A 23,309-nucleotide genomic window follows, 5' to 3' on the forward strand; every position below is an offset into this window, starting at 1 on the left:
ATAATTAGGCTTTTACTGGCTCCATTTTGGGAGAGTTCCCCAACACATAGAGCATTTTAAAATGGTCCAATACAGCCATCAAAAAATGAGGTTTTGAATAATAAGGCACATTAAATTCTTCAGCTGTAGCCTTTACTATAGGTGCTATTTCTCTGTAATGCACATGGCATATATCAGGAAACAAATGATGTTCAACTTGATAATTTAAACCTCCAACAAACCAAAATAATACTTTTGAAGAGGGTGCGAAATTGCAAGTAGTAGCTAACTGATGTAGTATTCTTTCTCCTTCCACCACACCGTCGGTGTCAGCCATAGGGAAATCAACCACCTCCACGATGTGTGCAATCTGGAATACCATAGTGATGATAAAACCAGTCACACAGTGCATCATAACGAAGCCCAAAATAATCATTCCAGCTGAAAAGGGTGAGAAGATAATTGGTAAACCTAATACAACTGCGAAGTAAACAAGCTTTAGAAAAATCAATTTAACGATCCCTTTTCTATAAGCACTCTCACCGCCTTTGACTAGGCCTTTATTATAATATCTAGTGAATCTAATGAAGTCTTTTGCTGTCACCCATGAAAGAGTAGAAAGCGAATAAAAGAACCATGCGTATAAATGTTGGTATTTATGCAACTCATTTTTCTCTGCATTGGGAGAGAATCTCAAAAAGAAAGGAGCGTTGATGTCGTCATCATGCTCATCGATATTTGTATAGCTATGGTGAAGCACATTGTGCTGAAGATGCCACACCATGGAGCTTGCACCCACCATGTCAAGTGTATACCCTATCCAGGTGTTTACTCTTTTGCTTTTTGAATATGAACCATGAATTGCATCATGCATAACTCCCATACCTACGCCAGCCATTCCGAAAGCGGAAAGCAAATAACATCCAAATAGTTGAAATGTGGTAGAAGCTACCCCCGTGATCACCAAAGTGATTGGTACGATATACAAGGAAATCAGCAAGATAGACTTGATGACCATCTCTGTATTTCCATACTTAGATTTGTTTGTGGACTTAAAATGTCCATAAACTCTCTTTCTTAGTGTTTGGGAGAATTCAGATAATTCTGATTCTGAGAACCTTACTGTTTTAATGGCACTGTGTTTAAATTATTAATACTAATGTTTCCCGTGGGATTTTCTCTGCAGGTTTTAATTCCAAGAACGGTCTTAACCGAATCCTATGAATTAAAAAAGTAGAAAGATGAAGAATTTAAAACCTTGCGAGGGGAAACTCTTGAATTTGCTACTTGGGCAGGTTGACAATCAACGCTTACTTTATTTCAAGTAAAAAGGAATATCACATGGACAGCGCCTTTATGCATACAAAGGTGAGAAGAAGATTCCGTATATCCAAATTCATACTAAATGCAACCTACTTTAGAAACACCAAATGAACCATAATATTGCTGAGAATCTGCATAAACGCTGAATAAGTCAAAATAAAGCACTTGCAAACTCATCCACTTTCAAAAACAAAAATGCTATTTGTTGGAAATATTTAATTCCATCTCCAATTCACAATTCCATTTACATGAATCATACCCACCTTATTATATGCTTGACTTGGTTTTAAGCTCTGACTTCCCAGCTGTCCTTTGTTCATGATCAACAATTGAAAGTCAAGTTTTGAAATTGATTTTGGGCTATATTTCATACCCACATTGATTTGGCGATAAGAAGGCATATTGTATTTATTCTCCGCAGGAGCATTCAGAGGAGGAAGCCAATGAAAGCCCAAATGCGCAAATGCCTTCAGCTTGATATTGGGAAAAGTATATTCTGCAAGAGCAGTGAGCGCATCCAACGAGCTAAATCCTTCATTTCTTTCTCTAGGTATAAATGTGTACCAAGCGTCTTTCCCCCACTCTCTTGGACTGAGCCAAATACCTTTTCCTCCTGTTTTTGTATAATTCAGGTTAAAATTCCAAACAGATTTGCTGTATCCAAATCGAGTAGAAAATGCCCAATTTCTATCAGTTGGATTCTTGTATTGGAAAATAGGATCTGCATTCCCTCCATCTCCTATGCCTGACTGAAAACCTGCTTGTAAACCCCAGAGCCAAGTAATTCCAGATTGTTCGTTTTTCCACTTTTTCTCAGCTTGTGCCCAGGCGGTATGTGAAATATTCTGAACCAAGGTATTTGAGAGGTGTAAACTTAACCCATCCCATTCCTTTGCAACCTCAGCGATTCCTATCCAGTCACTCTCGGTATTTCCCGCATAAAGGGATGCCTCTCCATTAGGATTTCTTCCCAAAGGAAATACACCAATACTTTCACCAACTGAAAGCCATTCACTCGTTCCACGCACACTCATCGTTCCAATTCCCCAAGCAGAAAACTTCCACTTATTCCCTGTAGCATACCAAGCTTTTGCGCCTTCTATCCCAGTAGGAGAAAGTCTGCCATCTTGTGCATTGATCCAGTCTTCATCGATAGCCATCCTTCCTGCGGAAATCTCCCAATGGGCTTTCGAATACTTCAGTGATAAATTTTCCAGCTTACTGAAAAACCTATCTTCTTGATCTAACAAATCAAACAGCCCTACTTCATATCGATTTCCCCCTCCACTCACTGGATCTGGTGCTGTCAAATCACTACTCCAAAGGTTCGCAAAGACTCTGTACCCGACCCGAAACTCCCAGTGTTTGGCATAGTTGACTTTTGTGCCCAGATTCAAACTTGTGCCCAATGCATAGTCATCCTTGAAGTCTTTCGAATAACTCGTATTCATCCAGAACATTCGAAAATGTATATCAGGTGATACTTGAAGCTTTTTCTCAGGCTGCTGTGCAAAAGTTAGAAGTGGGATAAAAATAATAAGTCCCAGTACATATTTTCTCATTTGCTTGCAGATGCTTTTATCTCCTGAAAAGGCCCAAACTTGTGCTGCTCCTCTGAAAATTCATCAGAATATGGCCCGAAAGGATGGTCTATAGGCTTTTTCGATATTTCCGGCCAGTCATTTGGAAATTCTCGCTTCGGCCTATCCAGACTATTCACGTAAGCCGCGACGTCCCAAGCCTCTGCATCTGAGAGCATTGGATTTTCATAGGTCGCCCCGAAAGGCATATTAGCTTTCACATAACCTGCAAATCTTGACATACGGAATAACCCCGCCCCTTGATTATAGCTATTCGCTCCCCAAAGTGGTGGATAGGTGTAGCCACTGCTATCTGCTTTCATCACCCCTTGCCCATCTGCCATATGGCAAGCCACGCATTGCCTTTCATAAATAGTTTTACCCTGAATAGGATCAGCAGCTCTATCTAGAAAAGGTACTTCATAAATACCCGCTCCTTTTGGCGTTTCTCCTTTTGGGACATCTTGACCTAGCCAATCCATATAAGCTACGATTGCAATCATTTCCTTGCTATCGTTTGCCAAGACTTCTCCATTCAAACTTCGCTGAAAACAGCCATTGATTCTTAATTGAATATCCTCAGAATTTCCCGACCTGCCCCGCACTTTGGGATAGGTGCTTTTGGCGGCAGCATAATTATTACCCAAAGGCACTGTACCAGCCTGTAAATGACAATTTTGGCAATTCAGTCCATTTGAGATCTTTTTCACTTTTCCATTTGGCCCGAGGTATTCAGCAGTGTTAGCAATGAGTTCACGACCATATTTGATATCCTCAGCGTTCGGTTCGGAATCTACCTTATCCCATTCTGGTGCTATCCACATCCCTACTGGATCCATCAAAGCGGTTGATTTTGGTGCTGTGGGTATTTCTTGTGGGTTGGCTATTGCCTCTTTGGGAAGCTTAAGTCCTGCATAATCAAAATATAAAAGCCCTCCAACTATGCCTACAAGAAGGGTCACAGTAACCAGGAGTCCCACGATTAATGGGAAAAGCTGAAATAAGGGTTTAGAAGTCTGATTCATAATTACCTGTTCAAGCTACAAAAATGAGCTTAATCATTCCCCTATCATGTGACGAAGATCACTTTGACTGTTTAAAAACTATAATTTGGCGATTAAATCAGTGTTCTTATTTGGCTTCCGCCAAAAAAACTTGCTTGTCTTCTACCATTCCCTGAACAATAAAATCGCCTCCTCTTTTAAACAGATGCATCTCCAACTCATCTCCCATGACACATTCTGCCAGATAATTAATCAAAAATCGTGGCGTATCGCAGCCATTTTCCCGAAGGATATTCTCCACCCAGCGAACATAACTGGTATTGTTCACATGATTATTCAGATCAAGATCCGAATACCTCACTTTCAGCTTCTCGCTTTTCATGAATTCTCCTTCCAATTTGACTTTCTCAGGCTGCCAATCTGGTTTTTCTTCAGGATCAAAAAGCTCAGCACGCAATACTTTCTCAGGTCTGAGCAAGCGCTTACTTTGTACATTCATCAGCACCCAAGAACTCATCCCCTGAGCAAGAATATCTCCCTCAAAATTTGTGATCAAAAATTCACGAAAAGCAAAAAGCTTATCTACTCCTCTCCCTGCGGTAAAGACCTTGATAGAATCTCCCCAAGAAGGTAGATTCTCACATTTAATATCCATGCGAGCCATGATCCATGATAGATGCTGCTCTTGCAGGATTCTCCCAAAATCAGCAGAATCAGCGTGTAGCCAGGATATTTCCTGAAACAAATTTGATAAAGCCGTCAAGCTCAATTTCCCATCAGGATCGACCTGATAGGAGCGAACTTCAAAATCCTTTTGAAACTGAAAAGAAAGATTAGAACTCATTTAACTCGGTTAGGTGAGGCTTTGACTGGAATAAGGAAAACTGCCTTTCTGACACTTGAAAGTACAGTAATTCCCAATCCTGCCACAGCAATTAGCGCAAAAGAGACTTTCAAATTAAATAATTCTGCGATAAATCCGATCAAAGGTGGGCCAAGCAAAAATCCAAAAAATGATATGGTCGATACCAAAGCCAGCGCAACGCTTGGAGAATACAACTTAGAACGTCCAACGATACTATACGAAAGTGGTATGATAGAAGCTACGCCCAGACCAACCAATAAAAACGCTACCGTTGCCAAGACCACGGTGGGGAAAAGTACCGCTATGCTTAGCCCAATAAATATCAAAACACCACTTACCTGGATCACGGCGACTTTGGTAAATCGCGCGGCAATCTTGTCCGTAATAAATCTTCCTGCTGCCATCGCACCCATAAATGCGACATAGCCAAGTGCTATCAGAGACGGATCTGACTGGACAACCTTCTTGAAATAAACCCCAGACCAATCAAACATACAGCCTTCTGCCATCATCCCCAGAAATGCAATTAAGCTGATCCTGAGTAAAAGAGCATCTGGTTTTTTCATCACCAGTCCTCCTCCACCTTCAGCGACTTTCTTTTCTTTGACTATGTAACCTTGGGCTGAAAGTATAATGATTATCGAAATAGCCATCACAATGGCATAATGAAGCGCGGGAGAAAAATCTAAAAATATCATCAATGCACCTAGTCCAGCGCCAGAAAATCCTGCCAAACTCCACAAGCCATGGAAGGACGCAAGGATGCTTTTTCCCATCTTATCTTCCAGATCCAGTGCCTGCGTATTAAGCGAGATATTCATCACATTCCCAAGCATTCCATACACGATCAGCACGGGAGTAAGTAACCATGTCGTCGTCGCCAATCCAATCAATGGCAAGGTCATCGCATAGGCAAAGCTGCCAATCATTACTACTTTGCGGCTTCCATATTGATGAACTGCCCAACCAGCTAAAGGCAATCCGATAACGGATCCCAATGGAAGAAACAACAATAATGTTCCTAATTGTCCTTCTGAGAGATCAAACTTGGCTTGAATATCAGGAATCCTTGCCGCCCAAGAGGCAAAGCATAGACCCACGAAAAAGAAAACTGCCCCTAGGGCAACTCGTCTTTTGGAAAGTATGTTCATGAAATAACTAGGTTTAAGAGGCTCACAAAAGTACAGAACATTAGCTCAAAATCATGCGAGACCTCGAACATTGCCTCTCAAAACTGGTTACCCTAATCGAACTCACTTTATCTACATAACCATGGAACTGGTCATAGCAGGAGCCGTAATCGTTACCGTAATATTTATAATCCGCTTTATTATCAAAAAAGTATTTGACTAAAAAAAGCCACTTTCTATCCAGAAAGTGGCTTTCAAAATCAATTCTCAATTTTCCGCTCCTTAATTCGGGAGCTTATCCGAAAACTTACCATAAACCCACGTTCCAGCTATAGCTGAAAGGAGTGTAATAATAACCACCGTAAATCCACTTCCAATCTGTGCATAAAGCGGACCTGGACAGGCTCCTGTAATGGCCCAACCAAGTCCGAAGATGAATCCTCCGATAATTTGTCCCTTGCGGAATTCCTTTTTTGAGATTTTGATTTCCTCTCCCACAATGGATTTGATTTTAAATCGCTTGATCAACTGAATCGAAATAATCCCAGTGACTATCGCCGATCCGATCACTCCATACATGTGAAATGAATCCAATCGGAACATTTCCTGAATTCTAAACCAAGAAATAATCTCAGCCTTCACGAATACAAATCCGAATAAAATCCCGAGTATCAAATACTTCACCAAGGCCAAACCTGTCTCTCCAGTCTCCTGTGAATTAGGTGAATCACAAACTGCTTCCTGTATATTTTTATCTGCTACTAACATTTTCATTATTGATTAAAATCCTGCAAACTTCATTAAAGGACCCAAAAGAACCTGTGTCATCAGAAAGCCACCAACCATAAAGAAAATGGTCGCGACTAGCGATGGCCATTGAAGGGAACTGATACCCATAATCGCATGACCAGAAGTACAGCCTCCTGCGTAGCGGCTACCAAAACCAACCAAAAATCCTCCCATCACAAAGAATATCAATCCTTTTACAGTGAATAGATTTTCCCATGAGAAGATATCAGCAGGCATCAAACCAGAGAAATCAGTGATCCCCAAAGCTGCCAGATCAGCTTGAGTTTGTGCGGCAATGACTATTTCATCAGGATTTGACAGAAAAGTAGTTGCTACAAAACCTCCTACTAAAACGCCCAGTACAAATACCAAATTCCACATTTCCTTTCTCCAGTTGTATTGAAAAAAGGGGATTTTCGCAGGGATACACATCGCACAGACATGTCGAAGAGAGGATGAGATTCCAAAACTCTTATTTCCCAAAATGAGAAGTGCGGGAACGGTAAGGCCGATCAGTGGGCCAGCCACATACCATGCCCATGGCTGGGAAATCCAGTCAATAAATTGATTCATAAATTTTTTGTTTGGATAATTTTTTTAAGTATTAACTCTAATTGATGTCAGGTCCCTTTACTTCTTTGCTCGAAAGGGTGGAAGACCTCCCGATAGCTATCGGGAGACCGAAGTGCCGCAATTCTAGAGTAGAGCCTATTCTGTAATGCTTTTCCTTTTGCTTTTATTTTGAAAAGAGGGAATTCTACATTAAGACAGCTAGTCAAAACAAGTGGTCTGTGAGGACACAGACCACGGTTATTTTATCCAGCTAGTTGATCAAGCTTCTTGAATCTAATGTCTAGCTTCTTGACTCTTTGATCTAGTATATTGAATCTATAATCTTAAATCTAACTACTTACTGCTTACAATAACGTAGTAGGACAAACGTAATCTGAAACCTTGAACTTCTCAGAATCCTTAATGGCCTTGAATCCACCATCGACATCTATCAGATTATCATACCCTCTAGCGCGTAAGATGGAATTAAAGACCATCGATCTATATCCGCCGGCACAATGCACATAGTAAGTTTTGTCCTTATTTATTTTCAGCATACTCTCATTAATGTAATCAAGAGGAGCATTCTCTGCACTCTCCACATGTTCTGAAAGGAATTCACTGTTCTTTCTGACGTCCAGAATATTGATTTCCTGATTTTCTGCCTGTCTTTGCGCTAGCTCCTCCGCTGAAATGGATTCGATCTGATCGATTTCATGACCAGCCTTTTTCCAGGAATCAATTCCTCCATCCAAATATCCAATTGCATAATCGTAGCCTACTCTAGCCAATCTTGTGATGACTTCTTCTTCTCTTCCTTCATCTGCTACGACTAGGATTTCCTGTTTCAAATCAGGAATCATCGCTCCTACCCAAACAGCAAAACTTCCTTCTATTCCAATATTCACTGAATTCGGCACAAAACCTTTGGCAAAAACCTGAGGTGTGCGAGTATCCAAAATCAAAGCACTAGTTTCATTCGCTGCAGCTTCAAACTCCGCTGGCTTTAATGGTTTCACTCCCCTTTTTAAGACTTCATCAATGCTGTCATATCCTTCAATGTTCATCATTACATTCTGAGGAAAATACGCTGGCGGAGGAGTCAATCCAGAAAGCACTTCTTTTGTAAACTCTTCTTTCGTCATCTCCTGAAGTGCGTAGTTTGTCTTCTTCTGATTTCCCAAGGTATCGGATGTCTCCTTACTCATGTTTTTGCCACATGCGGATCCTGCTCCATGAGCTGGATAGACTATCAGATCGTCTGGCAAAGGCATGATCTTATTGCGAAGCGAATCGTATAAATGACTAGCAAGAATATCCTGAGTCAAATCGGGTATTACTTTCTGTGCCAAATCAGGTCTTCCCACATCTCCTATAAATAAGGTGTCGCCAGTAAAGATCGCCTCCGGATTTCCTTCTTCATTGTAAAGCAAGTAGCAAGAACTTTCCATGGTATGACCAGGGGTGTGAATCAACTTGATTTTTGCTTTCCCGATCTGAAACTCCTCACCGTCTTGAGCGATGTGGGCTTCAAAGCCTAGCTTCATGTCTGTAGGCCCGTAAACGATTTTGGCACCAGTCTTCTCAGCCAAATCAATATGTCCAGATACAAAATCAGCATGAAAATGCGTCTCAAATACGTATTTGATTTTAGCGTTTCTTCTTTCGGCTTTCTCTATATATGGCTGAACTTCTCTTAGCGGATCAATGACCACTGCTTCTCCGTCTGACTCAATGTAATAAGCTCCTTGTGCAAGGCAACCAGTATAAATTTGTTCAATTTTCATGTGATTATTTGTTTTTTTTTGGTGGCCATCCCGATAGCTATCGGGAGTAATCTCGCATTGCTGACAATCATTTCGCTGTGTAACGCTTGCGTCTTGCTCGATTTCATATGTATGTTTTTTATTTTTCCGAAGGATAGTCAAAAGTAGGGCATTGCCACTTAGACTAGAATGACTTTTGTCACACAGCAATCAAACTGATTCTTTGATGTTGCTTTTTAGAGTGTTGACTAACTGGTGAGCTGGAACGACGCCAGACTCTCTCCAAAGGATTTTACCTTTCTGGAAAAGTATCAAAGTAGGTACGCCACGCACTTGGAACTTGCTAGCAGCCAATTGATTTTTATCTACATCTACTTTCAAAATCTTCACCTTACCTCCCATCTGCTTAGCAGCATCCTCCAAAATGGGCTGCATCATTTTACATGGCCCACACCAAGTGGCGAAGAAATCCACCAATACAGCTTGGTCTCCATCTATGAGTTCTTGAAATGTTTTGCCTTTTGTATTCATGATTTCAAATTTTTAGGTCATAACAAAAGTAGAGGCTAAATCTGTTCAATTCGGTAATTAATATCACAGAGGGATGGATAGGAAAAGCACTAATAGTTTTAAAATACCTAAAATCACCCTAATTGGCATTTATTTTTTTTATTTTCGCCAGTCAAATTCCACTTATTAAATGCTCAATTACAAGCAAATCAATAATCTGACCGGTTGGGTCGTTTTTGCGGTAGCTACTCTGGTGTACGTACTTACTGTTGAACAAACAGCTAGTTTCTGGGATCCGGGAGAGTTTATAGCCGTAGCATACAAGCTACAAGTACCTCACCCTCCAGGAGCTCCATTCTTTCTTTTGGTTTATCGGATGTTCAGTTTCTTCGCTTTTGGAGATCCTCTGCAAGTGGCGTATTGGATGAATATCGGTAGTGCGCTATTCTCAAGCTTTTCAATTTTATTCCTTTTTTGGTCTATAACTTTATTTGGAAGAAGGCTTTTCAACGTAACGGAAGGCCAAGAAAGCAAGGGCGAAACTATTACTTTGATGGGAGCTGGAATCGTCGGTGCATTGCTTTATACCTTCTCCGACAGTTTCTGGTTTTCGGCTGTAGAGTCAGAAGTTTATGCCATGTCTTCGTTCTTTACTGCGATTGTGATTTGGGCATTCTTGAAGTGGGATGTGATCAAAGATCCTCGCGAAGAGAACAAGTGGATGATTTTCATCGCTTATTTGGTCGGACTTTCTATCGGCGTTCACTTATTGAACTTGGTGACTTTACCGGCTCTCGCACTCATCTATTATTTCAAAAAGTACGACAAACCAAATTTCAAAGGAGCTTTGTTTGCTATGTTCCTTGGTGGAGTTGCTCTGATTATTATTAATAATCTGATTATCCCTGGGCTTCCAAGTTTGGCAGGATCCATGGAGATTTTCTTTGTGAACAGCATAGGTTTGCCATTCGGATCAGGAATCGTTGTATTCATGATCTTGTTTTTCGCAGCGGTATTTTATGCCTATAGATATTCCCGTAAAAAGGGAAATGCAATTCTAAACACAGCTCTTTTATCATTTATCTTCATTCTGATCGGCTATGCGAGTTATGCTCTAATTGTTGTGCGTGCCAATCAAGATCCTATTATCAATGAAAATGCTCCAAAAGACATCGTCAGCTATGTCTCATATCTGAAGCGCGAGCAATATGGCTACAGACCATTGCTTCATGGGCAATATTTCACTGCGCAATTGGTGTCACAGGAAGAAGGTGCTCCTGTCTATATGAAGGGTAAGGACAAGTATGAGATCGTAGATTACTCTTTAGAAAACACTTACGACCCTACCAAGACGACTATACTTCCAAGGATCTATTCTACCCAGGAAAATCATAAGAGGCTTTACAGACAGAAGCTCGGCTTGAGAGAAGGTCAAGATCCTACTTTCGGAGATAACCTGTACTTTATGTTTTCTCATCAGCTGGGTCAGATGTACTGGCGTTATTTTATGTGGAATTTCTCCGGACGAGAATCAGACTTTAGCGATGCGCCTTGGATAGGAATCACCGATGCTTTCAAGGATTATCCAGATTACATCACTGAAAACAAAGGTCACAACAATTACCTTATGCTTCCCCTTTTCCTGGGAATCATTGGTTTATTCTTCCAAGCTAAGGTTGATCCCAAGTCCTTCTACGTGAACCTGATGCTATTCCTGATGATGGGTGTAGTGCTAGTACTTTACCTGAATTCCCCTCCTGTAGAGCCGAGAGAGCGTGATTACATTTATGTGGGTAGTTTCTATGCTTTTGCGATATGGGTTGGTATCGGAGTGATGGCACTTGCGCATATGATAGGTCGGGCGACGAAAAATCTAGCCACAGCTGGAATTATAGCTACGCTACTTACACTTCCTGTAGCTGGTCTGATGGCTAGCCAAAACTGGAATGACCACAATAGAAAAGGAAGGTATTTCTCAGTGGATTCTGCCAGAAACTTCCTAGCCTCCTGCGCACCAAATGCGATCTTATTTACAGGTGGAGACAATGACACCTTCCCACTTTGGTATGTACAAGAAGTGGAAGGTTTTAGGACAGACGTTCGAGTGATTGTATTGAGTTACTTCGATACAGATTGGTATGTGGAACAAATGACCAGACCTGTGAATGAATCTGAGGCCTTGCCTTTCAGTCTGGATCCCAACCGTTACCAAAAAGGCACGAATGATGTGCTCTATGTAATGGAGAGAGAAGGCATGAATGCGATCTCTGTTAGTGAATATTTAAAGCTTTTGAACTCAGGATCTGACCTACTGAAAATGGAAACTGGCGGTAAAGCTGTTGCCAATATGGTTCCTTCAAGAAACTTGATTCTGGAAGTTGATAGCTCTGCAGTTGCAAATAAGGATATCATCCCTGAAGAGTTCATTCCATTGTTTACTCCTCAAATGAATCTGCAGATCACAGGAAACTATGTAACCAAAGGCACCTTGATGCTCATTGACTTGATTGCATCCAATAATTGGGAAAGACCTATCTACTTCAACAACACTTCTCTTGCTACCATAGGAATCAACATTCAAGAACACGTGGTAATGGAAGGTTTGACTTACCGTTTGCTTCCTGTGAGAAAGCCTGAGTTTGTCCGTGAAGAGCTGGTAAATGCTGATTTGGCTTATGAAAACTACATGACCAAGTTTGCTTTCCGAGGCATGGACAATCCTGATGCGTATTTGGATGAGGAGTACAGAAGATTTGCATCCAACCACCGTAGCGCTTTGAATAGTATTGTCATCGCTTTACTTGATGAAAACGATATGGAAAAAGCTTCAACACTGCTGAACTACGGATTGGAAGTAATGCCAAACGAGGCAATCCCATATGACCTTTCCAGCGGACAGTCAGTTCCACTTTTCTTCGAAGTAGGAGAAGATGAAAAAGCGCTTGATATCATCGAAAAAGTCTCCAAGAAATCATTGGATATGATCGAGTTTTATACCAACGAAAATAGAGAATACGACAGAGAAATGATGATTTCTGTTGAGATGATAAAGTATTTCATTCCGCTTCTGGAAGAAAGAGGCTATCAGGAAAAAGCCCAAGAACTCAAGCTAAGGATGGAGCAATTCCTCGGCCCGCAGCAAAATGGTAGCGGGGCTTTGAATAGACGATAAAAGCCAATTCTATAATAAGAGGCTGTCTCAAAAGTTGGGACAGCCTCTGTTTTATTCGGGTAGGAATCTGAGCCATTTTACATACCGCCAAATCTCAGGCTCTCGAATTAACTCATGAGACAGCCACTTAATTAATATTAGTCTCCGCTATTAAAACAATAAATGATAAAAGCATTTTAGAATTTGCTAAACTCTAGCGCAAGGCTACTTCGGCCTGCCCACACTGGCGGGTCTTCGGTTTCCCGTCTTCCAGCCCATTTATCTGTCTAATGGCATACTTCTATATATCACTAATCCTTCAAGAAATCCCTCAGCACATAATTCAAAATTCCTCCATGCTTGTAGTAGGCAATTTCAACTTCTGAATCCAATCTGGAAAGCACTTCAATTTTCTTCTCCTGAGATTCTGATTTGACGATCACTTCAAATTTCTGGGCAGGCTTCAAGCCTGACTCTATTCCTATAATACTGAATTCTTCTTTACCGGTTAAGCCGAGACTTTCTGGATTTTCACCGGGCATAAACTGTAGTGGTAGTACGCCCATTCCCACTAAGTTACTTCGGTGAATACGCTCATAACTCTCTGCTATCACAGCTTTGATTCCCAACAAATTGGTGCCTTTTGCTGCCCAATCACGAGATGAACCAGAACCGTATTCTTTTCCTGCCAATACTACTAAGGGAACACCTGCGGATTGGTATTTCTCGGAAGCTTCAAATACACTCATTTCTTCTCCAGAAGGAATGTAGGTTGTAAATCCACCCTCCTGCTTACTGAGATGGTTTTTGATACGGACATTAGCAAATGTTCCTCTTACCATCACCTCATCATTTCCTCTTCGCGATCCGTAGGAGTTGAAATCAGGTCGCTCTACTCCTCGTCCATTTAGGTATTTTCCAGCTGGAGAATCTGGTCTGAAAGACCCTGCCGGCGAAATATGATCTGTTGTGATCGAATCACCTAATTTCAAAAGAACTCGCGCATTCAGAATGTCTTTCGCCTCTGGAACCTCTGTAGAAATACCCTTGAAGAATGGTGCTTCCTTGATGTATGTACTGTTTTCGTCCCAAGGGTAGATTTCCCCTTCACCAGACTGCAATTCTTTCCACATTTCATTGCCCTCGAAGATCTCTCCGTAGTTCTTCTGATAATCTTCCGGAGTAAGGACTTTTCTAGCCACCTCAGCTATTTCCTCATTAGTCGGCCAAATATCCTTCATGAATACGGGTTCCAAATTCGGATCATAACCCACCGGTTCATTATACAGATCTACATCCACACGTCCTACGAGAGCATATACCACCACCAGCATAGGAGACATGAGATAATTCATTTTTACCTGCGGGTGCACACGCGCTTCAAAGTTTCTATTTCCTGAAAGCACGGAAGCAACGATCAGGTCATTATCCTCTACTGCCTGAGCTATATGTCTGGGAAGCGGTCCGGAGTTCCCAATACATGAAGTGCAACCATAACCGACGGTGTGGAATTTCAAGGCTTCCAGATCTTCCAGTAAATTGGATTTCTCCAAATAGTCAGTCACCACTTTGGATCCCGGTGCCAAGGAAGTCTTAACCCAAGGCTTCACGTCCAAGCCTCTTTCTCTGGCTTTCTTTGCTACCAAACCAGCACCAAGCATTACAGAAGGGTTGGATGTATTTGTACAAGAAGTTATGGCAGCTATGACAATTGATCCATCGTAAAGCGCGAATTTATCATTGTGAAGAGATATTGAAATTGTCTTCAAGCCATTTTTGATCTTGGTTTTGATCTCTGTTTCAGCCGGTGCTTTCACCTCCGATTGATCATCTGTCTGTCCACCACCTTCTTCCAAGAAGCGTGATACATCTTCTCTTTTATCAATAGGGATATATTCTCTTCTGTGAACTGAATGAAGCAATTCCTCAAATTTTGGTTTGAAATCCTTCACCAATATTTTATCCTGAGGGCGTTTTGGGCCTGCAACAGTAGCTTCCACGGTACCTAAGTCCAATTCCACCACTGAACTATATTCGATCAAATCCTCGTCTTTTCTCCAAAGTAAATTTGCCTTGCAATATTCCTCAACCAATTTGATCTGATCCTCAGAGCGGTTGGTTTTGCCCATATAATCGAGAGTTCGAGCATCTATTGGGAAATAAGTAACTGTACAGCCAAATTCAGGAGACATATTGGAAATGGTAGCTCTATCTGGGACGGAGAGGTTATCCAAGCCTGGCCCAAATACCTCAACAAACTTCCCTACTACACTATTTCTTCTGAGCAGCTCAGTAATAGTCAAAACCATATCCGTAGCTGTCGTTCCCGCAGGAAGTTTACCTGTGAGTTTCAATCCCACTACTTCTGGCATGATAAAATAAATCGGTTGACCGAGTATAGCCGCCTCTGCTTCAATTCCTCCAACTCCCCAGCCTACTACTCCGATTCCATTTACCATCGGCGTATGAGAATCCGTACCTACTAGCGTATCAGGAAAGACAAGCCCATCACGCTTGATTACTCCTTGGGCTAAATATTCTAGATTCACCTGATGGCAAATCCCCATTCCCGGAGGAACGACAGAAAAATTATCAAATGTCTTTTGAGCCCATTTCAGGAATTTATAGCGCTCGGAATTACGCTCATATTCCACTTCCACATTTCGCTGATAGCTATAACTAGTACCAAAGTAATCCACTTGTACCGAGTGATCTATCACCAAATCCACAGGAATCAGTGGATTGATCGCACTCGGGTTTTTTCCTTTTCTCTTTGCCTCAGACCTCAGTGAAGCAATATCCACTACGGCTGGAACCCCTGTAAAATCCTGCATTAAAACTCTGGCGGGTTTAAAAGGGATGTCTTTGTCTGAGGATTTCGGTGACCACGAAAGCAAAGTTTCCAAATGCTCCCTAGTGACAGCAAAGTCATCGAAATTCCGTAAAGCATTTTCCAATAAAATCCGGATAGAAAAAGGTAAATGCTTCACCGGGTGACCGTTTGCTTCAAGTTTTTCCAAACTCCAATAAGTATGGTCTCCAGTTGAAGTTTTTAGCGTAGTTTTGATCTGATATGGGTCATGGGTCATGATTAAAAGAGGATTTGGTTAAAAAAAAGATTGCATAGATGTAACTCAAAATTATTACTTAGGATTCCATCTGTGGTAATTGAGTCCCAAAGTCTTGCCATTAAACTGGAAAATTATTCAACTTTAATTTAACTTAAGAAAATCAAATTTTTACATGGGCTACATTCTGCTGCGAGTATTCAGTGCATTTTTCATATTTGCTACATTTTTCCCATTGGTCAAGTTGGACTACTGGTGGGTTAGGATTTTTGATTATCCCCGACTTCAGAAATTCATCTTCATACTGATTATGATAGCTTTATGGCTAGCTCCTTTTGGCAGTGCTATAGGTCTGGAGGCCTACATATGGTCTGGCCTATTAGGTATTTGCGCCATATATTTAATCGGTAAAGTCGTCCCTTTTACGATATTGGGCAAGAAAATGATCGAGACGGTTCCATATTCTGAGGAAGCGGGAATTCATATTCTGGTGGGAAATGTCTATCAATACAATACAAACTATCACAAAGTGGTGTCACTTGTACAGTCTGAAAATCCTGATTTGATATTCTTTGTAGAGACGGACAAAGCTTGGGAAAATGGCCTTTCTGATATAGAAAAGGACTATCCCACTCAGATAAAACTTCCTATGGACAATACCTATGGTCTGTTGCTTTATACCCGTATGGAAATAGTTCGGCAGGAAATAAATTATCTCATCGACGAGGAAGTACCTTCATTGGAGATCGATGTGAAGTTACGAAACGGGGAAATAATTACCATTTACGCGATTCATCCCACTCCGCCCGTACCGGGAGAGAATGAAACAAGCACCGAAAGAGATGCTGAAATCCTGCTTGTCGGAAAAAAATCAAAAGAAAACACAAAACCTTCTTTAGTCATAGGAGATCTGAACGACGTGGCTTGGAGCTACACTTCAAAGTTATTTTTAAAAAACTCCGAGATGGCAGATCCACGCAGAGGTAGAGGACTTTTCAATACCTTCCATGCAAAAGTCCCTCTTTTCAGATGGCCTCTGGATCATATCTTTTTGAGCAAGCACTTTGGCTTGGCTAGCCTTCAAGTCCAGAAAGCGATCGGTTCAGACCATTTCCCCATATCAATAAAAGCCGTATTGACTCCCACAGACAATACAGATACCATCAAGGCAAATGGGGATGAAAAACAAGAAGCCCAAGAGAAGATTTCCCGTGGGCTTGATGAAGAAGATTAATATGTGTATCCGCTTTTCTACAACTCGATAAAGTAATCCATACAAACTTTGGGCTGATTCTAAATTTGCCCGTTTCGGGCTTCCGTCTTCTGTCTTCCGTCATGAAATAAAAAGAAAATATGGCTAATGTCAGAATTGAATTCAATCATAAGAATAATACTTCTCTTAGTTATTTTCCTTCTCTTCAGCTTTCTTCTTACGCTTGAAGCCTTTGTTGAAAGGCCAAGTATATTCTAGGGCATCCATGCCACGGTTCAGGTTATAAGAAGCAGAATCGGCATTTTGAAGCGTGCTTCTCAAGGTCTCTGCTAATTCAGGATCATTCAAAAGCATGCCCACTGAATTATCAGTGGAGTTAAACTTTTCTGTCACTGTACTGAGTTCAGATGTCATCTTCTGGGCATTCTCGGCAGCAGTATTCAAGCTTACCAAAGTCTGCTTCATTTCCGAAACCATCGTCGTGTCTGTAACCAGCTCATTGAATAAATTACCTTCCTGATTCAATTTTGCCGTGAAGCTTTTGAGCTCATTGATCATTCTGTTGCTATTTATTGAAGCTTGATTCAGGTTATTTACAATAGCACGGAAGTTCTCAGCAAGCAAAGAATCTGTCAGCGCAGCTCCCACCATACCTTCACCTTCAGCAAGCTTGCTAGTCAGGTTTTTAAGATTTCCGGTGATTTCCACCAGGTTCTCATTGTTCACCTGAAGCGTCTCCATCATCTGATCAGTATCCAAAGGCATCACTGACTCAAGTCGATCTCCATCTTCTACTGCAGGAGCCAAAGTAGTTCCTCCATAGATCACGATGATTTTGTTGCCGATAAGACCGTCGGAACTAATGGTGGCTTTGGAATCTTTACGGATAAATTCCACCACTTCTTCCTCCACATTCATTTCTATCTCTACCTGAGCGTCACCGTAAAAGTTGATTTTGCGGACTGTACCTATTTTCACCCCGGAAAACCAGATATTATTCCCTTCCTGTAAGCCTCCGATATCATCGAACACAGCTTTAAGCTGTATGGCTTTTACAAATTTCTTCTGCTGACCTCCAAGTGTCAGGACTCCTGCCACAAGTATAGCTATGCCTACAAAGACAAATATGCCTACTATGACTGATCTTTTATTTTCGCCTCTCATGAGTTGATAAAATTATAATCGTAAAATGATTTTATGCGTTTGTCTTCTGCGTGAGGAAATACCTCTTCAAAAGTTCCTATAGATCCAAACTGCCCATCCAAAAGCACTGCCATGCGATCCCCTGTTTCTTTGGCACAGGTCAGATCGTGTGTAATGACAATGGATGAAGTATTATACTCTTGTCTTACCTGGTTTATCAGCGTATTGATCTCTCCGCACGTGATTGGATCCAATCCAGCTGTAGGTTCATCATAGAGCATAATTTCCGGCTCCAAAATCAACGTACGCGCAACACCTATTCTCTTTTTTTGACCTCCCGAGAGCTCAGAAGGCATTTGATTGATAGTTTGAGGCAATCCCACGCTATCTAATAAACCTTCTATTTTCGCAGTGATTTCCTTCTTTGTCAAATTCTTGATGTTTCTCACCAGAGGGAATTCCATATTCTCCCGAACGGTCATACTGTCGTAAAGCGCTGAATTTTGAAATGAAAACCCAATCCTCAAACGCAAAGCATTCAATTCCTTTGTTTTTAAAGTAGAAACTTCTTTGCCTAATACATTCATTGTCCCAGAATCCTGTTTCAAAAGGCCTACCATAATTTTGATCAGAACTGACTTTCCTGAGCCAGATTTACCTAAGACCACCAAATTTTCTCTTTTGTACAAATCCAGATCCACTCCTGTGAGCACATCCAAATCACCAAAGGATTTCATTAAACCGCGAATTTCTACTACTTTCTCTTCCATTGCTTACATCATTCGAATTGCGTTCACGATCTGAAGAACCAAAAGCTCTTCAATAAATATCAGGAACATCGCCATCACCACCGCGGCATTTGCAGCACGGCCAACGCCCTCTGTTCCTTTGGAAGAATTGTAACCCTTGTAGCAGCCTACAATACCAATTGTAAAGCCAAAAAGCAGCGCTTTTAGAACCGATGAAATAATATCCAGAAAGCTGATGGATTCGAAAACCTGAACAAAGAAGGTTAGCATACTAACATTTTCATTTGCATTCACGCTAAGAAATGATCCCATCAAGGCTACAAAATCGGTGAACATCACCAGCACAGGTATCATGAATGTTGTCGCCAGTACCCGTGTAACTACCAAGAATTTGAATGGATTGGTCGCTGATACTTCCATCGCGTCTATCTGCTCCGTCACTTTCATAGAGCCTATCTCAGCACCTATACTTGACCCTACCTTTCCTGCTGCAATCAATGCTGTCACCAATGGGCCCATAGCCCTTACCACAGCAATGGCAATCAAGGAAGGAAGCCATGAAGTGGCTCCGAAGTTAGAGAGTGAAGGCCTGGATTGGTTGGTAAATACGATTCCCACAATAAATCCAGTCAGAGCAATCAGGGGCAAAGATTCTACCCCAATCCTATAGCACTGATGAATAACCTCCCTAAATTCATAAGGCGGCACAAATACCTCTTTGAAGAATCGCTTGAGAAAATTCCAAGCGTCCGCCAGTCCGGTAAAAAACTTATCTATTTTCTTTGAAAGCAGGGGCTTTCTGTCTGCTGCTTTTTCAGTCATACATTCTTTATGATGGCTCGAAATTAATTAAATTATTTAAAAGGATGATTCTAATATAGTTCAAAGTCCAAGGATTGATCTCAAGTCGGATTCACTCAATGGCTTTTCAAAAATATTACTGATTCTTTTATCCAAATTTGCCCGCTTCATTTCTTCACTTTCAACAGACCCGGATTGCAAAATCACTATAGAATCTGGACAAACTTTTTCCACCTCATTTACAAATTCCCAACCGCTCATTTCAGGCAAATTCAAATCTACCAAAAGTAAATCTACCGATTCAGATTTCAGAAAATCCAAAGCTTTGCCAGGTGAATCGAAATAAACAAATTCAACACCAGAGTCAATTTTCAAAAGTCTTTTTTCCACTAGGATTTTTTGGATTCTATCGTCATCGAGTAAAAGGATTTTTTTGATGCTGGTAGGTTTCATTCTGAAAAGTTTGACAGTAAAAGATATGAGTTGCTTTTGCTAAGATTATAAAATTATGACTCAAAAACTCAATCTCTACTAAGCAGATTGTTAAACAAAACTTTTCAAAGTGAGAGTAAATACGCGAAACCTGTCCAGAAATCCTTATCATCGATAATAGGAATGCTCTTTGGGATTTAAGCGGGGCTATTTTGCTAATCATCTAATTTTTAGCCAAAGCTAATCTTTTTAGTCCAGTCAAATTATGTGAACCCTAAACCAGTCTTATACTTCATAAAATCAACTAGTTACGGTTCAAATTATAAAGTCATGATTACTACATAAGTGTGTGATTATTTAGCGATAGGAAGCAGGACTGATAAACACTCGATTACCTTCACCGTAGAATATTCTGCTTTTAGACTGGCACTATCTTACCCCAAAAAAGGTCTGGATTTCAATTATTATGAAAAGATTTATTTTTAGAAAAATGAAGGAAGAGGCTAAGCCACGAAATAGAAGGAGTAATCCATTTACACCATTGCTGAGATCGATTTGATCTTCGAGAAGTCAAAAATGTGAGTTGAAAATGATAGAATAAATCGTCAAAAACGTAGAGCTAAATGGAGTAAATATCTGAACTTTGATATTTGTGATTCACGTCGTTTCTGTTAGGACTTAACGTACACTCAAGGCAGACATCAACTGAGATTTGCACATTTCGCCCCTGAGGCATCCCAATATGGGGATCATAATGGCCGCTATATTTAACGATTTTTGACTTGGTGAATTGCTCGATCAGGAATCTTGGAGTAGTTGTTTTTAGTGTTATTTTGATATCCAGATTTGCTTTTATTTCATACGTCTTGACAATGCCCACTCGGAGCTAATTGTGCCAAATATACCGACGATTTAGGATGTCCTGATTGCGGTCTTTGGAAGACTCGCTGGGATCATGGCTGGCTCTAGAAAAGGTGAAAAGTAATGCGGTCCGAGGTGTGGCAATTGTCACTGCGTTGATATGCTCGGCTGGCTACAGTTTGGCAACTATGAATATGTACTTTTTTTTTGGTGCCTTTTACCTGTTATTCACCAACTCGTCTTCATCTCTTGATCAACTTAATTGATCGTGAAATTTATGAAATGTCCCAAAAAAAGAGATCTTGGATAATAAGAAACCCTCTTACTCAGACATTGAAAATTTGCTAAATTGGTTTTAACTATGCGATAAGTCAGATTCAGTTTTCTTAATCTTATAATACCCCCCAGACCTATGAAAAAGCTAATCTTGTTCTTAATCTTCGCCATTTTCGCCAATTCTTATTCTTTCGCACAAAATTCAGCCTTTGATGAAACTTTAGCTAAAGAAGTCGGTGCCGATGAGTACGGCATGAGAAAATATGTAATTGCTTTCCTTTATCGTGGTGACAAAGTGGAGGAGTATTCCGAGCAAGAACGGTCAGACATCCAAGCTGGACACATGGCAAACCTCAATAGACTGGCGAAAGAAGGAAAGATGGTAATGGCTGGACCTTTCTTTGGAAATGAGGATTTGCGAGGTCTATTTTTCTTTGCTGTGGAAAGTATGGAAGAAGAAGAGCAACTTACCTCAACTGATCCAGCGGTCAAAGCTGGCGTACTGAGAATGGTTCTAAAAGAATGGTACGGCTCAGCTGCATTGATGCTAATGGTGGATATGCATAGCAAAGTGGCTAAGGTTGAAATCTAGAATAAAGAGAAGGCTAATTTGTCAGTCAAGAGTTCTAAAGCTCTAATGGCTTTGATAGAATTCCCTTTATCATTGAGCTCAGGACTCCACACAGCGATACTAAACTTATGCGGCATCACTGCAGCCACTCCTCCTCCTACCCCACTTTTACCAGGAAGTCCAACTCTGAATGCAAATTCTCCTGCTTCATCATAAAATCCACATGTCAGCATCAGTGCATTAATCCTTCGGGCGCTGCTTTCTGATAGAATCTGACGATTGGCAAAAACAGAAAAGCCGTCATTGGCTAGAAAGGAAAAGGATTTGGCCAGATCCACACAACTCATTTCCATAGAACAGTGGGAAAAATACAAATCGAGCACCTCATCGATAGGGTTGTTGAAGTTTTTGTATGATTTTAGGAAATAAGCCAATGCCGTGTTGCGTGCCCCATGATTCTTTTCAGAATTCTTGACCTCAGAGTTGATTTTCACGCAAGTCTCACCCGCAAGCTCATTTATAAACTCTGTTAGTTGATCTATCGGCTTTTCGAATTTGCTACACAGGGCATCCGTAATCACCAAGGCTCCTGCATTGATAAAGGGATTTCTGGGAATTCCCTTTTCGTATTCCAGCTGCGCTATTGAATTGAAAGGATCACCACTTGGCTCCACATTTACCCGAGACCAAAGTTTCGTATTGAATACATTAAAAACCATCGTCAGCGTATGAACCTTACTGATACTTTGGATAGAAAATGGAACCTGATGGTCTCCAACACCATAAACATTGCCTTTGAGATCCACCAACGCTATCCCGAATTGATTTGGGTTTACGGAGGCAATTTCAGGAATATAGTCAGCGACTTTGCCTTTTAGGTTCTCCGCTTGTACTTCGTGATATACTTCTTCAATAAGTTCCTGATAATCCATGTTAGAAAAGTGTGGAATTTTGATCGTGAATGAAAGGTTTTTTTGAGAAATCATATATAGATGGAATGTTGCCAGTTTGACTTAGTAGTCTGATGTCCGATGCTAGGTGACCGATGCTGACTTCCCTATTGACTCTGTAGTCAAACATACTCCGCAGTTATTCCAAATTTCGAGAAGGAATGAAAAATCACATACCTAAAATTCTTATGTATATAATTTTTCTATATATTTGGTTTAGCTAGGTAATACAGCGAAACCATGTCGAATAACAATCTAATCAAAGGCTCTCTTCAAACCATCATTCTAAAGCTCTTGGAAGAGAATGAACGCATGTATGGCTATGAGATCACACAGCGTGTCAAAGAACTTACAGCAGGTGAAATCAAAATTACTGAAGGCGCTCTCTACCCTGCCTTGCATAAACTGGAAGCAGAGGGGCTGCTCAGCACTGATATCCAACAGGTGGACAATCGAGTTCGCAAGTATTATAGTTTGACTAATGACGGGCAAAAGGAAGTCACCAGCAAAATGTCCGAGTTGCAGGGTTTCGTAGAAAACCTCCAAAGAATACTGACTCCTGACCTCAAACCAGGTTTTAACATCTGATTTTTTAA

The 23,309-nt window shown here is 40.9% G+C and carries 19 protein-coding genes and 1 pseudogene; 5 read left to right on the forward strand and 15 right to left on the reverse strand.

What is annotated here, in order from left to right; genetic code table 11:
- Positions 1-4: 4 nt before the first annotated feature.
- The 9 genes from BVH04_RS08200 to trxA form a co-directional block, all read right to left on the reverse strand.
- Complete coding sequence (locus BVH04_RS08200) at positions 5-997, reverse strand: fatty acid desaturase family protein (protein ID WP_086540988.1); 993 nt, start codon at positions 995-997, stop codon at positions 5-7.
- Between the two features lie 520 nt (positions 998-1,517).
- A complete protein-coding gene (locus BVH04_RS08205; protein ID WP_086540989.1) occupies positions 1,518-2,864 on the reverse strand; it encodes a hypothetical protein in 1,347 nt (448 codons plus the stop codon).
- Positions 2,861-3,907, reverse strand: a complete 1,047-nt coding sequence (locus tag BVH04_RS08210; RefSeq protein WP_086540990.1) for a c-type cytochrome — start codon at positions 3,905-3,907, stop codon at positions 2,861-2,863. The genes BVH04_RS08205 and BVH04_RS08210 overlap by 4 nt, the downstream gene beginning before the upstream one ends.
- A gap of 106 nt (positions 3,908-4,013) precedes the next feature.
- Positions 4,014-4,730 carry an acyl-[acyl-carrier-protein] thioesterase gene (locus BVH04_RS08215; RefSeq protein ID WP_086540991.1) on the reverse strand — a complete coding sequence of 239 codons (717 nt, stop codon included), beginning with the start codon at positions 4,728-4,730 and terminating at the stop codon, positions 4,014-4,016.
- Complete coding sequence (locus tag BVH04_RS08220; protein ID WP_086540992.1) at positions 4,727-5,902, reverse strand: MFS transporter; 1,176 nt, start codon at positions 5,900-5,902, stop codon at positions 4,727-4,729. Before BVH04_RS08220 ends, BVH04_RS08215 begins: the two co-directional genes overlap by 4 nt.
- 261 nt (positions 5,903-6,163) lie before the next feature.
- On the reverse strand, positions 6,164-6,655 hold the full coding sequence (locus BVH04_RS08225; RefSeq protein ID WP_394335226.1) for a DUF6691 family protein: 492 nt from the start codon (positions 6,653-6,655) through the stop codon (positions 6,164-6,166).
- 6 nt (positions 6,656-6,661) lie between these two features.
- A complete protein-coding gene (locus BVH04_RS08230; protein WP_086540994.1) occupies positions 6,662-7,243 on the reverse strand; it encodes a YeeE/YedE family protein in 582 nt (193 codons plus the stop codon).
- A 344-nt stretch (positions 7,244-7,587) separates the two neighbouring features.
- Complete coding sequence (locus BVH04_RS08235) at positions 7,588-9,009, reverse strand: MBL fold metallo-hydrolase (RefSeq protein ID WP_086541084.1); 1,422 nt, start codon at positions 9,007-9,009, stop codon at positions 7,588-7,590.
- 189 nt (positions 9,010-9,198) lie between these two features.
- Positions 9,199-9,519, reverse strand: a complete 321-nt coding sequence (gene trxA / locus BVH04_RS08240; RefSeq protein ID WP_086540995.1) for a thioredoxin — start codon at positions 9,517-9,519, stop codon at positions 9,199-9,201.
- A 169-nt stretch (positions 9,520-9,688) separates the two neighbouring features.
- Between trxA and BVH04_RS08245 the strand changes: the two genes are divergently transcribed.
- Positions 9,689-12,670: a glycosyltransferase family 117 protein gene (locus BVH04_RS08245; RefSeq protein WP_086540996.1), complete on the forward strand. Its 2,982-nt coding sequence runs from the start codon at positions 9,689-9,691 to the stop codon at positions 12,668-12,670.
- Between the two features lie 290 nt (positions 12,671-12,960).
- Here BVH04_RS08245 and acnA read toward each other — a convergent pair whose 3' ends face one another.
- Positions 12,961-15,738, reverse strand: a complete 2,778-nt coding sequence (acnA, locus tag BVH04_RS08250) for an aconitate hydratase AcnA (RefSeq protein WP_086540997.1) — start codon at positions 15,736-15,738, stop codon at positions 12,961-12,963.
- A 154-nt stretch (positions 15,739-15,892) separates the two neighbouring features.
- Between acnA and BVH04_RS08255 the strand changes: the two genes are divergently transcribed.
- Positions 15,893-16,951 carry an endonuclease/exonuclease/phosphatase family protein gene (locus tag BVH04_RS08255; RefSeq protein ID WP_086540998.1) on the forward strand — a complete coding sequence of 353 codons (1,059 nt, stop codon included), beginning with the start codon at positions 15,893-15,895 and terminating at the stop codon, positions 16,949-16,951.
- A gap of 165 nt (positions 16,952-17,116) precedes the next feature.
- On the opposite strand, the gene BVH04_RS08260 is transcribed toward BVH04_RS08255, so the two are convergent.
- Genes BVH04_RS08260 through BVH04_RS08275 form a run of 4 tightly spaced genes read right to left on the reverse strand, consistent with a single transcriptional unit; the run spans position 17,117 to position 20,076 of the window.
- On the reverse strand, positions 17,117-18,094 hold the full coding sequence (locus tag BVH04_RS08260; RefSeq protein ID WP_086540999.1) for an MlaD family protein: 978 nt from the start codon (positions 18,092-18,094) through the stop codon (positions 17,117-17,119).
- Positions 18,091-18,843: an ABC transporter ATP-binding protein gene (locus BVH04_RS08265; protein WP_086541000.1), complete on the reverse strand. Its 753-nt coding sequence runs from the start codon at positions 18,841-18,843 to the stop codon at positions 18,091-18,093. Before BVH04_RS08265 ends, BVH04_RS08260 begins: the two co-directional genes overlap by 4 nt.
- A gap of 3 nt (positions 18,844-18,846) precedes the next feature.
- The gene (locus BVH04_RS08270; RefSeq protein WP_086541001.1) at positions 18,847-19,644 is read right to left on the reverse strand and encodes an MlaE family ABC transporter permease; all 798 of its coding nucleotides are present in this window, start codon (positions 19,642-19,644) and stop codon (positions 18,847-18,849) included.
- Between the two features lie 60 nt (positions 19,645-19,704).
- Entirely contained in the window at positions 19,705-20,076 is a 372-nt protein-coding gene (locus tag BVH04_RS08275) for a response regulator (protein ID WP_086541002.1), read from the reverse strand.
- 914 nt (positions 20,077-20,990) lie between these two features.
- Between BVH04_RS08275 and BVH04_RS26605 the strand changes: the two genes are divergently transcribed.
- Both BVH04_RS26605 and BVH04_RS08280 read left to right on the forward strand, forming a co-directional pair.
- The gene (locus BVH04_RS26605) at positions 20,991-21,182 is read left to right on the forward strand and encodes a DUF389 domain-containing protein (RefSeq protein ID WP_169714383.1); all 192 of its coding nucleotides are present in this window, start codon (positions 20,991-20,993) and stop codon (positions 21,180-21,182) included.
- Between the two features lie 146 nt (positions 21,183-21,328).
- A complete protein-coding gene (locus BVH04_RS08280; protein ID WP_086541003.1) occupies positions 21,329-21,784 on the forward strand; it encodes a YciI family protein in 456 nt (151 codons plus the stop codon).
- On the opposite strand, the pseudogene BVH04_RS08285 reads toward BVH04_RS08280, so the two are convergent.
- A pseudogene (locus BVH04_RS08285) lies at positions 21,781-22,683 on the reverse strand (glutaminase); the annotation flags it as partial. The gene BVH04_RS08280 and the pseudogene BVH04_RS08285 sit on opposite strands and share 4 nt — an antisense overlap.
- A 270-nt stretch (positions 22,684-22,953) precedes the next feature.
- Here BVH04_RS08285 and BVH04_RS08295 point away from each other — a divergent pair.
- Positions 22,954-23,301 (forward strand): PadR family transcriptional regulator, encoded by a 348-nt coding sequence (locus BVH04_RS08295; RefSeq protein ID WP_086541004.1) that lies wholly within the window; start codon positions 22,954-22,956, stop codon positions 23,299-23,301.
- The last annotated feature ends 8 nt before the right edge of the window (positions 23,302-23,309 follow it).

The organism is Algoriphagus antarcticus (assembly GCF_002150685.1).
In the GTDB taxonomy this organism is placed as follows: Bacteria; Bacteroidota; Bacteroidia; order Cytophagales; family Cyclobacteriaceae; genus Algoriphagus; species Algoriphagus antarcticus.